Origin of the sequence: Terrirubrum flagellatum, from assembly GCF_022059845.1 — a bacterium.
In the GTDB taxonomy this organism is placed as follows: Bacteria; Pseudomonadota; Alphaproteobacteria; order Rhizobiales; family Beijerinckiaceae; genus Terrirubrum; species Terrirubrum flagellatum.
The window spans coordinates 4,659,248-4,672,039 of the sequence record NZ_CP091851.1 but is presented as its reverse complement, the minus strand read 5'-3'; the positions used below and the strand labels follow the sequence as shown (position 1 = coordinate 4,672,039).

Sequence of the window (12,792 nt, the reverse complement as noted above, 5' to 3'; positions counted from 1 at the left end):
CGGGGCGGCGAACAAGCTGAGTGTCGCCGCAAGATACCACGGGCGGGCAAGGGACTTCGGGCGTGTTGATGCAAGGGAAGCGCGGCCTCATCATGGGGGTTGCGAACGATCACTCCATCGCATGGGGAATTGCGAAGCTGCTCGCCGAGCAGGGCACCGAGCTCGCCTTCACCTATCAGGGTGAAGCGCTCGGCAAGCGTGTGACGCCGCTGGCGCAGTCGCTTGGCGCGTCGCTCGCTCTCCCCTGCGATGTCGAGGACATCGCGTCGGTTGACGCTGCGTTCGCGACGCTGAAGGAGAAATGGGGCGGCCTCGATTTCGTTGTCCACGCCATCGGTTTCTCCGACAAGAACGAGCTGAAGGGCCGCTACGCCGATACCTCGCGCGAGAATTTCTCGCGCACCATGGTGATCTCCTGTTTCTCCTTCACCGAAGTCGCGAAGCGCGCGGCGGAGCTGATGCCGAATGGCGGCTCGCTGGTGACGCTGACCTTCGGCGGCTCGCTGCGCGTAATGCCGAACTACAATGTCATGGGCGTCGCCAAGGCTGCGCTCGAAGCCAGCATGCGCTATCTCGCCGCTGACTTCGGCCCGCAAAATATTCGCGTGAACGCCATCTCTCCCGGCCCGGTGCGCACGCTCGCCGGCGCCGGCATCACCGATGCGCGCTTCATGCTGTCCTTCCAGAAGGATCATGCGCCGCTGCGCCGTTCGGTTTCGCTCGAAGGCATCGCGGGGACCGCGCTCTATCTCCTGTCCGATCTCTCACAAGACACGACGGGCGAGATCATCCATGTCGACGCCGGCTACAACATCATCTCGATGCCGCGTCCGGAAAATCTGAAAGTTCCGGGAAACGGCGCGTGATCGATCGTCGCGCGTTGATCACGGCGCTCGCGACTGCGGGCGCTGCGCCGGCCTTTGCCCAGGAAGGCGAGGCGACGCGGTTTGATATTTCGCCTGACGTGACGCGCGAGGCGCTGGCGCTGCCCGCGACCTTCCGCATGGGATCGCGCAACGGCTCGATCACTTTGGTGGAATTCTTCGATTACAACTGTCCCTGGTGCCGTCGCGGCGCCCACGACGTCGATGCGTTGGTCAAGGGCGACTCTCGGCTTCGCCTGATCCTCGTAAATTATGCGATTCTTGGCGTCGCCTCCGTGCTCGCCCACAAGGTCGCGCTCGCGGTGGCGATGGATTCGCCCGAGGCCTATCCGACATTGCATCGCGAATTGCTCGGGATGAGGGGCGTCGCGGATGGCGACGCTGCGATCGCCATCGTCAGGAAGATCGGTCTTGATGTGGAATCGATCGCGCAGACCGCGAATTCCGACGTCGTCACCGCTGCGCTGACCGCGTCGGCCGATTTCGGCGCGCGCAACAATCTCTCTGCGACGCCGTCCTGGCTGATCGGCCGCAGCGCCTATGTCGGCTATCTCCCGTCGGCCCAGATGAAGGGCGCGATCGCCGCGGCGCGGGCGTGACGTTTTAACCACGGCGGATAACTCGCGCGCCGCGGCCGGGCCTCAACCCTTAACCACTCCTTAATCCGCCACATTCAATCTGCACCGGTCGTTCCTCGATTTCAGGCGGGGAGCGCGCGCGTTGGCGCAGGCGGGGGCATCAGTGGCGCGGGGAGCTGCATCGCAACGCCGGGAGCCGACCTTCGCGCCCAGCGGCTTTTCCAGCATGTTCCTGCGTCCGGAGGACCGCCCCGTGCCCGACAGCCGCCGCGCGAAGGCCCGCTCTGGCGGCGGCGGTGATCGCGACCCCAAACCATCGCGGAGCAAATCCAAAAAGAAGCGCGGTCGTTCCTTCATCGGCGGCCTGTTCTATTGGGGTTTCGTGCTCGCGATCTGGGGCGTGATCGGCGTTGGCGGCCTCGTCGCCTGGCACGCCACGAAACTGCCGCCGATCGATCAGTTGAGCGTTCCGAAGCGCCCGCCGAACATCGCGATCCTTGCATCCGATGGTTCGCTGCTCGCCAATCGCGGCGAGACCGGCGGCCGGACCGTGACGCTGAAAGAATTGCCGCCCTATTTGCCGAAGGCCTTCATCGCCATCGAGGACCATCGCTTCTATTCGCACTATGGCGTCGATCCCGTCGGCATTGCGCGCGCGCTTGTGCGCAACGTCGTATCGCGCGGCGGCGGCATGCAGGGCGGTTCAACGCTGACGCAGCAGCTCGCAAAGAATCTCTTCCTTACGCAGGAGCGCACTGCATCGCGCAAGATTCAGGAAGCGATCCTGTCGATCTGGCTTGAGCGCACCTACTCCAAGGATCAGATCCTCGAACTCTATCTCAACCGCGTCTATTTCGGCTCCGGCGCCTATGGCGTCGAAGCGGCTGCGCAGAAATATTTCTCGAAGTCGGCGCGCGCGGTGACTCTTTCCGAGGCTGCGATCCTCGCCGGCCTCGTGCAGGCGCCGTCGCGTCTGGCGCCCAATCGCAATCCTGACGCGGCGCAGGCGCGCGCCGAGCTCGTGCTGAACGCGATGGCGCGCGAGGGCTTCGCCGACGCCGCGTCGGTGAAAGTGGCGATCGAGAAACCGGCGAATGCGGTGCGCCCCGCTGGCGCAGGCTCCGCGAATTACGCCGCCGATTATGTCATGGACGTGCTCGACGACTTCATCGGCCGCGTCGAGAATGACGTCGTCGTGCAGACGACGATCGAGCCGGCGCTGCAATCGGCGGCCGAGAAGATGCTGACGGACGACCTCAACGCGCGCGGCGGCAAATTCAATGTGTCGCAGGGCGCGATCGTCGCGATCACGCCAGACGGCGGCGTGCGCGCTCTCGTGGGCGGCCGCAACTATAGCGAAAGCCAGTTCAACCGCGCGGTCGCCGCGCGGCGTCAGCCGGGCTCCTCTTTCAAGCCGTTCGTTTATCTTACCGCGCTTGAATCCGGCCTGACGCCGGAGACCGTGCGCGATGATTCTCCCGTGAATATCAGGGGATGGCAGCCGGAGAATTACTCGCGAACCTATTCGGGCCCTGTGTCGCTCGCCAAGGCGCTGGCGCTCTCGCTCAATACGATCGCGGTGAAGCTTGCGCAGGAAGTCGGCCCGAAGAATGTTGTGCGCGTCGCGCAGCGGCTGGGCATCCATTCGCCGCTGCAGCCGAACGCGTCGCTGGCTCTTGGCACGTCAGAAGTCGCGCCGATCGAGCTGGTGTCGGCCTATGCGCCCTTCGCCAACGGCGGCTCAGGCGTCATTCCCTACATCGTCGTGCGCGTGAAATCGGGCGACGGAAAAGTGATCTACAACAGGGCGGCGACCGGCTTCGGGAAGGTGGTTGATCCTGACAAGGTCGCGATGATGAATGCGATGATGCGCCAGACGCTGACGGTCGGAACGGCGCGCAAGGCGGAGCTTCCCGGCTGGGAGGCGGCGGGCAAGACAGGCACGACGCAGGATTTCCGCGACGCCTGGTTCGTCGGCTACACCTCCCATCTCGTCGCCGCCGTCTGGCTCGGCAACGACGACAACTCTCCGACGAAGAAGGTCACGGGCGGCAATCTGCCAGTCGAGATCTGGAGCAAGTTCATGCGCGCCGCGCATCAGAACGTGCAACCGACGCCGCTGCCCGGCGGCCGTTACCAGCTTGCGCCTGTTGACGGCGAGCCGTCCGATTTCGCGCCTGTCGCGCAACTTGCGCCGATCCCGCCTTCGGCCCGCGCCCGCGTCGCTCCTGTGGCGACCGACGATCGCGTGCGTATGATCCCGCAGGAAAAGGGAATTCTGGAGAAGCTTTTCGGCGGTTGATCGCCGTTCGCTAATGCGACGCTCGTTTCTTGATCACGGCGTGGAAAGCGTAGCCGCTCCAGAGAGATTCAAACGCGCAGGAATGATCATCGCCCAACGCCATGGAGGCGATGGCGCCGCGCAACTCGTCCCGCGGCGTGACGTGGAACCAGCGCAGCCACATCCGCAAGCCTGATTTGGCGATGCGCGGCAGCTCGCTCATGTCGCCGAAATCGACAATATGCAGTTCGCCTCCCGGCTTCAGATGTGTCAGCGCGCAATCCAGCGCCGCGCGCCAGTCCGGAATCATTGACAGGGAATAGGAGAAGAATATCCGGTCGAACTGCCCGACATTGAAAAAGGAGAGTCCGTCGAGCCGCGTCGCGTCGGCGAGCTGCAGCCGGATACGATCCGAGAGACCGCGATGTTCGATTTTCGTGCGCGCGGTCGCGAGCATCATCGAGGAGATGTCGACGCCGTAAAGGCGGGCTGTCGGATAAAGCTCGGCGGCAAGGATGAGATTGCTCGCCGTGCCGGCGCCGACCTCAAGCGCCGTCCCTTCATGCGGGGGCTGCAGCCTTTCGATCAGCAGCGAACGCCCGAGTAGATAATGCTTGCGCGTCGCGTCATAGATATGCCGCTGAAAACGATAGGTGCGATCCATCAGCGCCGCATGACGCTTGATCGGCGGCTGTTCCCGCTGCTCCACTCCGGCCTGGCCCGGGCGCTGTGAGTCCGTTGCATTCATCATTGAAACGCCCAGAGCAATCGGCGCGCGTCAGTTCGCCTGCTTCAGCGCATAGACATGCGCGCCGCCATAAATCGCCGAGCGGTCCCGGCGCGTGAGGTCAAGCGATAGCGCTTCTTCGTAGCGCCAGCGCGCCAGCACTTCGGCGTCGACCTGGCCCGGCAGCAAGGACGGCTTTGCCGCCGTGCGGAAGATCACGCGCGCGCCCGGCCGCGCCGTGCGCGTGATCTCGATCCAGAGCTTGTTGAGATCGGCGGCCGCCATCCAGTCCTGCGCGTCGAGCAGCACGTAGCGATCAAAACTCGCGTCCGGCGCGCGCGCGAGCGTCGGTGTCAGAGGCTGCTGCATCGGTTCGACGCGATGGGCCTCGCGGCGCACGACGTCGAAATTCCGAGCTTCGAGATAAGGCGGCAGCGAGGCGTTGGCGCACTGGTCATAGCGCCGGCCGAAGGCTTGCCAGGCGAAATAATTATTCTTCTGATCAAACCCGCAGGCGAGTCGCTCGAGTCGTTCAAGCAGCACTTCGGCCATCGAACGGCCGCCGGCCAGCGCGTCATACTGCGCCGGCGGAATGCCGAGTCCGAACAACGAGCCGCGCGAAGAGGTGATCGCGCGCACGATCGGCGTCGACATCACGGGCGCGATCTCGCGGTCAAACACGGCGCGCTGCGCGTCGCGGCCCTTCGCTTCGAGAATCCTCTCGGGGCGATAGCCGTGCAGATGAGCGAGGCTGTGCGCGAGCCCGATGAAGCGACCGAGCGCGCCGAAGCGATAGAAGCCGCGCGCGAAGCGGCTGATGCGGCGACGCGCGACGAGATCGCGCGACATCCAGTAGGCGCGCGTCTCCGGATCGAGCGCGGCGGCGATATGCTGGTCGAACAGCGCGATATTCGCGCGCTGGTCGGCCTTGCCGAAGAAGCCGTGGAAGGCGGCATAGTCGGGTAGATGGCGCGCCGCCGCGATCTTGAGGCGCAGGAGTGCGATGTGGTGGGCGTTGAGATCGACAGCGACAATCTGCGACGGCTGCGCCGTCAGATAGCTCATCACGTTGCAGCCGCCGGACGCGATCGCGATCATGCGGTCGCCCGGCTTCAGCGCCAGACCTTCCATGTCGACGACGGGGTCTTCCCAGATCTGGGGATAGACGAGGCCGGAAAAGACGCCGGCGAACAACGCTTCGAGCAGGGTGGCGCGGGCGCCGCCTTCGTTGCGTCGCACAGCCTCGCGCGCCAGTTTCCCGCTTGGCGCGGGCGCGAACGTCGTCATGAAATGATCCTCGTTTAGAATATCCAGGCGCACTGCGTCAGGCGGCCTGCGGCGCAAGCGCCGGAGCGCGCCGCTCGCGATCCATCTCGCCCTGCGCGTCGCGCCAGTGAATGACGGTCATCACGCCGCTCTGCGTCTCCGCGATGGCGGTGCAGCTTTCGACCCAGTCGCCGCAATTGAGGTAACGCGCGCCGTGAATTTGCCGGTCGCAGGCCTGATGGATATGGCCGCAGATCACGCCATCGACATTGTGGCGGCGCGCCTCGCCGGCGAGCGCTTCCTCGAAGGCGCCGATGAAGCTGACCGCCTGCTTCACGCGCTGCTTGAGATAGGCGGAGAGCGACCAGTAGCCGAGGCCGAGATGACGTCGGCTCCAGTTGAGCGGCCGGTTGAGCCAGAGCGCGACGTCGTAACCGACGTCGCCGAGGAAGGCGAGCCACCTGGCCGTGCGGATGACCACGTCGAATTCGTCGCCATGCATGACGAGATAACGGCGGCCGTCGGCGGCGGTGTGAATCGCCTGAAGGCGGATTTCGATGCCGCCGAACTGCATGCCGTCATAGTCGCGCAGGCATTCGTCATGATTGCCGGGAATGACGACGACATGCGAGCCCTTGCGAACCTTGCGCAGGATCTTCTGCAGCACATCATTGTGGGCCTGCGGCCAATAGGCGCCGCGCCTGACCTTCCAGAAATCGATGATGTCGCCGACGAGATAGATCGTATCGGCGTCGACGACGCGCAGAAAATCGAGAAGCTGTTCGGCTTGGCTGGTGCGCATGCCGAGATGAACGTCCGAGATGAAGATCGTCCGATAGCGATGGCCGTCTGTCATCACGATCCATTCCGTGTCGACGCGGAATCATGATCGGCAATGTCGGACTCGGATTCCCGCTCGCACGGATCGGCCGACTCCATCAGATCATGATCTGAACATTTGAATCGATCATGTATTCGCCCCGAATCGGAAGCGACAATGATCGCGCGCGACTTCAACCGGATTCGGATTTCACTGATGTGACGGCTTGGCGTCGCTTATGCGACAGCACGATAAGCCGGCTATTTTCTCGCGCGGATCGAACGCGTCGCGAAAAAGATCGTCGTCGAAGCAATGCCTGCGAGCGCAAGGCCGCAGGGAAGGACCAGCGGCGTGTAGGAAAGCCCCGACGCGAGGATGAAGCCGTAGAGCGAGGCGAAGCCGAGCTGAAAGATGCCGGCGAGCGAAGCGGCCGCGCCGGCCCGATCGGGATGCGGCAGCGCCGAGCCCGCCTGTGTCTGCGGCTGCACCAGCCCATGTCCGAAGGTGAACAGCGCGGCGGGCAGGATGACGGTGAGCGACGAGCCGAACTGCGCCAGCATCAGCGTCAGCGCCGCCGCGCCGGCGGCGAGCTGCGCCAGCACGCCGAGCCGAATGGTCCCGTCGAGGCCGAGTTTGGTCACGATCCGCTGCGCTGTGAAGGCGCCGGCGACGTAGCCAAATCCCGCCGTGCCGAATCCAAGCCCGAATTGCACCGGCGTCAGACCATAGCGTCCTTGCAGAATGAAGGTCGCCGTCGAGATGAAGGCGAACAGGCCGGCGTGGCTCGCGACCAGGATGCCGACATAAGCGCGATAGACAGGCGAGCGCAGCACGATCCCATATTCGCGCAAGATCGAACCGAAGCCCGGCCAGACCTTCACGCCGATGCGGCTGGTCTCCGGCAGCGCCCGCCATACGAACAGGCCGAGCGCCGTGCTCAAGACCGCCGCGATGATAAAGATCGCGCGCCATCCCAGATATTGCTGGGTCACGCCGCCGAGCATCGGGCCGAGCGCGGGAATGAGGCCCATGAAGGCGCCCATGCGCGACAGCTCCCGACCAGCCTGCGAACCGTCATAGAGGTCGCGCACGATCGCGCGGCCGATCACGACAGGCGCTGCGGCGCCCAGCGCCTGCAGGAAGCGCGCGGCGATCAAGAGCCCGATCGACTGGGAGAAGGCGCACAGCAGGCTCGCCACAGTGAACAGGACCATGCCGGCGAGCAGGGCGGGCCTGCGGCCGAGGCTGTCGGACAGGGGGCCATAAAACACTTGGCCGCCGACCATGCCGAGCAGGAACATCGACAGCGTCGCCTGCGCGTCGGCCGGCGCGACTTCGAAGGCGCGCGCGATCGCCGGCAACGACGGCAGATACATGTCCGTCGAGAGCGGCAAGAGCGAGGTGAGAAAGGCGAGCGTCGCGGTGAGCGCGAGCGTGCCGGCGCGAAGTTGCAAGGAAGGCGGTCCGTTTCGGCTCCGCCCTATCAGCCGCCGAAGCTGATGTCAGCCATAGCGATGGAGCTGCGAGCCGCCATGGCTCAGCCAGCGCTCGGCCTCGCGCCAGCGCGGGTCGAGCTTGTCGACGATCCGCCAGTAGCGCGTCGAATGATTCATTTCCTTGAGATGCGCGACCTCATGCGCCGCGAGATATTCGAGCACGAAGGGCGGCGCCATGATCAGCCGCCAGGAGAAGCTCAGACGGCCGGTCGAGGAGCATGAGCCCCAGCGGCTCACCGTGTCCTTCACCGAAATCCTCTTTGGCGTCAGTTCGAGCGCGCGCGCATGCTTCTCCACCGCGCGTTCGAGATCGATTCGCGCCTGCTTGATCAGATAGTCGCGCACGCGCCGCGCCACATGCGCCGTCTCGCCATAGACAGCGAGCGTCGGCTCGCCCGAAGCATCGGTCGCGGGCGTGACGACTCCGCGCGGCGCCGGACGATGGATGATGCGATAATCGACGCCGCGCAGCGGAATGAAAGAGCCGTCTGCGAAGGGGATGCGCGTCGCGGCGCGCCGCACGCGCGTTGCGATCCAGTCGCCCTGCGATTCCGCGAAGCTCGTCGCCGCGCGCAGCGAGCCGCGCGGCGGCAGAGTGAGAATCACTTCATCGGTCTTGTTCGAAAGACGTAACGAATAGCGCCGCGCGCGCGCATGGCGCGTGACGCGGACCTCGAACGCGTCGCCGCCATGCCAGATCTTGATCCGGTCGGGATCAGGCGTCGCGCGCCGGAGAACGGGAATCACCATGCCTTGAGGATGCCAAGCCCGCAGCGAAAGGAAAAGCGCCTTGTTTGGGCTGCGACGCCGACGCGCAGCTTCAGTCCTGACAGGATAGGATTTTACGCATCTGTTAATTTCGCGAACGCTGCGGCGCCTTTCGGGCTGAATCGCACGACGCGCGAGCCCTTCTCCCGCCGCGCCCAGCCAAGATCCTGAAATCGCTGCATCAGCGCGGCGCCAAGCGCGCCGGCGAGATGGCTGCGCCGTGAGCTCCAGTCGAGACAGGCGAGACAGAGCGGCCGCCGGCTGCTTTTCGCTCTGTCGAGATCGACGCCGAAATCGCAGATGAACCGCTCGCCATGCGGCGTCAGTGTTAACCCGTCCTCGGCGACGGCGAGCGCCTCGCGCTTCACCAGCGAATCGAAGAGTTGGATGCCGCGATCGCCGGCGAGATGGTCGTAGCAGATGCGCGCTTCGCGCATCGCCGGCTCTTTCGGCCCCGGTCGCGCGCGGAGATGCCCGACGCGGCGGGCCAGCCCGATTATCCCTTCGATCATCGCGGCGACATCAGCGTTGGCGAGTTCGTAATAGCGATGCCGCCCCTGCTTGCGCTGCGTGAGCAATCCGCCTTCGACGAGCTTGGCGAGATGCGAACTCGCCGTCTGCTGCGTTACGCCGGCTTCGACGGACAATTCGGTCGCCGTCAGGGCCATGCCTGCAAATAGCGCGCTCAACATGTTGGCGCGCGCGGGATCGCCCATAAGCGATGCGACGATGGTTATGTCAGGTCCTGCCTTCATGATCGCAACGATAAAGCAGCGGGCGGGCCCGATGCTTCGACCGTAATCGAAGCATTCCCGACGGTCAAAATCCTAGGAATGCGAGGCGAAACCGAGGAGAGCCCCATGATCGTCTGTTGCATCCGCTACGTGCTCGATCCCTTCAAGCGCGACAAATTCGACGATTATTCCCGCAACTGGGGAGCGATCATTCCCCGCTGCGGCGGCGAGCTGATTGGCTATTTCGCGCCGCATGAAGGCACGAACAATATCGCGATGGCGATGATCGGTTTCGACAGCCTCGCCGCCTATGAGCAATACCGCGCGCGGCTGAAATCCGATGCCAAGGGCATAGAGAATTTTCGCTTCGCCGAACGCGAGCGCTTCATCCTCAGCGAGGAGCGCACATTCCTGCGCGTTGTTTCAGGCGCGCATTTTCGCGCGGAGCAGGCGTCATGAATCTGGATGTGTCAATAAGCGGCGAGACCTTCACGCTCGCGGGCCTGAGCGGCGAGCCATCGTTGCTTGTGCGGCGGCTCGCAGCGGATGGAGCGCCGGTTCTCTACATTCACGGCGCGACATTTCCGTCGGCGTTGTCGGTCGCCTACAGATTCGAAGGCAAATCCTGGATGGATGATCTCGCATCGCGTGGGTTCGACGCCTGGGCGTTCGATTTCGCCGGTTATGGCGGATCGGATCGTCCGGCCGGCTTCGGCGCGCTTGCCGAAGGGCAATCGCCAATTGGGCGCGCGCCTGACGCCTGCGCGCAGATTGCGCGCGTTATCGATCATGTGCTTGCGGCAACCGGCGCATCGCGTCTTTCCCTCATCGCGCATTCCTGGGGTTCGATGCCTGCCTGCCTCTACGCGGCGCAGGCGCCTGATCGCGTGGCGAAGCTCGCCTTGTTCGGCCCGATCGCGCAGCGCGAAGGAGCATCATCGCAGCCGATCGGCGGCTGGCGCACGGTGTCGATCGAACAGCAACTTGCGCGCTTCATCGAAGATGTCCCACCGGGGCATCCGTCGGTGCTGATCGAGTCCGATCTCGCGCAGTGGGGACCGACCTATCTCGCGAGCGATCCCGAGAGCGCGTCGCGCGAGCCGCCGCGGGTGAAGATTCCGGCGGGTCCCGCGGCCGACATCGCGGACGCATGGTCCGGCCGCCTGGCTTACGATCCCGCCGATATCAGCGCGCCGGTTCTCGTCGCGCGCGGCGAATGGGACCATCTCTGCGACGATCGCGACGCTGCCTGGCTTTGCTCGCGCTTTGTCCGGATGCGCGATGCGAAGATCGCAAAGGCAACCCATCTCATGCATCTTGAACGCAGCCGCAGCGATCTGTTCGACGCTGTCGCCCGATTCCTCAGGGAGAAGCGATGATGATCGCCGTCATCTTCGAGGTCTGGCCGAAGGAAAATCATCGCGACGCCTATCTCGCCATCGCGGCGCGATTGAAGGCCGAGCTTGAAGCCATGGATGGCTTCATTTCGGTCGAGCGCTTCGAGAGCCTGACGGCACCCGGCAAACTTCTCTCACTGTCTTTCTGGCGCGACGAGGAGGCGGTGAAGAGCTGGCGGATGCGGGAGAATCATCGCGCCGCGCAGGCGAGCGGGCGCAATGTTCATTTCGCCGACTATCGCCTGCGCATCGCGTCAGTCATGCGCGACTACGGCTTGAATGACAGGGCGGAAGCGCCGGACGACAGTCGCGCGGCGCATCACGCCTGACTACGCGGTTTCGAGCTTGACCGCCTTGAGGCCGCGCGGCTTCACCGGAATGACCCCGGATTCGCGGATCGCGCGCTGTTCATTGGTGTTGATGAAGTCCGCGATGCGCGGCGCGATCTCGGAGCGGAAACGTGAGCCGTTGAACACGCCGTAATGGCCGACGCCCATCTGCAGGTAGTGCACGCGCATATCGTCGGGAATGTTTGAACAGAGATCCTGCGCCGCCTTTGTCTGGCCGACGCCTGAGATATCGTCCTTCTCGCCTTCGACGGTCATCAGCGCGCAACGCCTGATGGCTTTGAGATCAACCAGCTTGTCGCGATGCATGAACTCGCCGCGCGGCAAGGCGTGCTTCACGAACACCTTGTCGACGGTCTGGAGATAGAATTCTGCGGTCAGGTCCATCACCGCGAGATATTCGTCGTAGAATTCGCGATGCTTCTCGGCGGAGTCGCCGTCGCCCTTCACGAGATCATTGTAGTAGTGCTGGTAAGCCGAGGTGTGGCGATCGAAATTCATCGCCATGAAGCCGGTGAGCTGCAGGAAGCCCGGATAGACCCTGCGCATGAAGCCGGGATAATTGAGCGGCACGGTGACGATGCAGTTGCGCTCGAACCATTCGATGCCGCGCTCTTCCGCGAGAAGATTGACAGCGGTCGGGCTCTGGCGCGTGTCGATTGGCCCACCCATCAGCGTCATTGAGCGCGGCGTGTAGGGATCGTTCGCCGCGTCCATGCGCGCCACCGCGGCGATCACGGGCACCGAGGGCTGGCAAACGCCCATCACATGCACGCCGCCGCCAAGCGAATGCAGCATCGAGATGATGTAGTCGATATAGTCGTCGAGATCGAACGCGCCTTCCGACAGCGGAACCATGCGCGCGTCCGACCAGTCGGTGATGTAGACCTCGTGATGCGGCAGGAACGCCTCGACCGTGCCGCGCAGCAGCGTGGCGTAGTGGCCGGACATCGGCGCGACGATCAGCAACTTCGGGCTCACGCCCTTGGCCCGCGTCACCGAGCGCTCGAAATGGATCAGGCGGCAGAACGGCCGCTCCCAGACCACCTTCTCATGCACCGACACCACCTCGCCGCCAACGACCGTGCGGTCGAGGCCGAAGGAGGGCTTTCCGTAACGTCGCGTCAGCCGCTCGAACATGTCACAGGCTGCGGTGAGATTCTTGGCCCAGATCGAATGGCTCAGCGGGTTCGACGGCTCGCGGAGCATCACGCGGGTCGCCTCGGTCATGGCGCGCATGGGCCCGGCGAGCGCGTGCGAGGCTTCGTGCCAGTAATAGGCGCCTGCGTTCATGCCGAGAGGATACATGGGCGCTCCACATTAGAGTGCGTCGCAACATCGGGATGTGGGGGGCGAATATCGATAAAATCAACAGCCGCCCGCGAACAACGATGCGTAAGTAAACAACTTTGACGCTGAACTGTTGCTGAAACGTCACCTTTTGCAGCGAAACGCTGAAAGATTGGGCGCCAGCCAAGCTTTCACCACGACAGA

At 64.2% G+C, this 12,792-nt stretch carries 13 protein-coding genes; 6 read left to right on the top strand and 7 right to left on the bottom strand.

All coding sequences use genetic code 11. The features are described 5' to 3' along the window. Positions 1-68 precede the first annotated feature (68 nt). From fabI to L8F45_RS22620, 3 genes are all read left to right on the top strand, one after another. Positions 69-866 (top strand): enoyl-ACP reductase FabI, encoded by a 798-nt coding sequence (gene fabI / locus L8F45_RS22630; RefSeq protein ID WP_342360091.1) that lies wholly within the window; start codon positions 69-71, stop codon positions 864-866. Continuing rightward, positions 863-1,483, top strand: a complete 621-nt coding sequence (locus L8F45_RS22625) for a DsbA family protein (protein ID WP_342360090.1) — start codon at positions 863-865, stop codon at positions 1,481-1,483. Before fabI ends, L8F45_RS22625 begins: the two co-directional genes overlap by 4 nt. Positions 1,484-1,625: 142 nt before the next feature. After that, positions 1,626-3,764, top strand: coding sequence for a transglycosylase domain-containing protein (locus L8F45_RS22620; protein WP_425329952.1), 2,139 nt, complete (start codon positions 1,626-1,628; stop codon positions 3,762-3,764). A 10-nt stretch (positions 3,765-3,774) separates the two neighbouring features. On the opposite strand, the gene L8F45_RS22615 is transcribed toward L8F45_RS22620, so the two are convergent. From L8F45_RS22615 to L8F45_RS22590, 6 genes are all read right to left on the bottom strand, one after another. Then, complete coding sequence (locus L8F45_RS22615) at positions 3,775-4,452, bottom strand: class I SAM-dependent methyltransferase (protein WP_342360088.1); 678 nt, start codon at positions 4,450-4,452, stop codon at positions 3,775-3,777. A 69-nt stretch (positions 4,453-4,521) separates the two neighbouring features. After that, positions 4,522-5,757 (bottom strand): BtaA family protein, encoded by a 1,236-nt coding sequence (locus L8F45_RS22610; RefSeq protein WP_342360087.1) that lies wholly within the window; start codon positions 5,755-5,757, stop codon positions 4,522-4,524. Between the two features lie 37 nt (positions 5,758-5,794). After that, complete coding sequence (locus L8F45_RS22605) at positions 5,795-6,592, bottom strand: UDP-2,3-diacylglucosamine diphosphatase (protein ID WP_342363546.1); 798 nt, start codon at positions 6,590-6,592, stop codon at positions 5,795-5,797. A gap of 224 nt (positions 6,593-6,816) precedes the next feature. Beyond that, the gene (locus L8F45_RS22600) at positions 6,817-8,010 is read right to left on the bottom strand and encodes a multidrug effflux MFS transporter (protein ID WP_342360086.1); all 1,194 of its coding nucleotides are present in this window, start codon (positions 8,008-8,010) and stop codon (positions 6,817-6,819) included. 48 nt (positions 8,011-8,058) lie between these two features. Further along, entirely contained in the window at positions 8,059-8,802 is a 744-nt protein-coding gene (locus tag L8F45_RS22595) for a M48 family metallopeptidase (protein ID WP_342360085.1), read from the bottom strand. 92 nt (positions 8,803-8,894) lie between these two features. Beyond that, positions 8,895-9,575, bottom strand: a complete 681-nt coding sequence (locus L8F45_RS22590) for an ArsR/SmtB family transcription factor (protein WP_342360084.1) — start codon at positions 9,573-9,575, stop codon at positions 8,895-8,897. 105 nt (positions 9,576-9,680) lie between these two features. Between L8F45_RS22590 and L8F45_RS22585 the strand changes: the two genes are divergently transcribed. From L8F45_RS22585 to L8F45_RS22575, 3 genes are read left to right on the top strand one after another with little or no spacing between them, the layout of a single operon-like run. After that, the gene (locus L8F45_RS22585) at positions 9,681-10,013 is read left to right on the top strand and encodes an NIPSNAP family protein (RefSeq protein WP_342360083.1); all 333 of its coding nucleotides are present in this window, start codon (positions 9,681-9,683) and stop codon (positions 10,011-10,013) included. Further along, positions 10,010-10,933: an alpha/beta hydrolase gene (locus L8F45_RS22580; RefSeq protein WP_342360082.1), complete on the top strand. Its 924-nt coding sequence runs from the start codon at positions 10,010-10,012 to the stop codon at positions 10,931-10,933. Before L8F45_RS22585 ends, L8F45_RS22580 begins: the two co-directional genes overlap by 4 nt. Beyond that, positions 10,933-11,280 carry an antibiotic biosynthesis monooxygenase family protein gene (locus L8F45_RS22575; protein WP_342363545.1) on the top strand — a complete coding sequence of 116 codons (348 nt, stop codon included), beginning with the start codon at positions 10,933-10,935 and terminating at the stop codon, positions 11,278-11,280. Before L8F45_RS22580 ends, L8F45_RS22575 begins: the two co-directional genes overlap by 1 nt. On the opposite strand, the gene L8F45_RS22570 is transcribed toward L8F45_RS22575, so the two are convergent. Next, positions 11,281-12,606, bottom strand: a complete 1,326-nt coding sequence (locus tag L8F45_RS22570; RefSeq protein WP_425329951.1) for a polyhydroxyalkanoate depolymerase — start codon at positions 12,604-12,606, stop codon at positions 11,281-11,283. Positions 12,607-12,792: the final 186 nt, after the last annotated feature.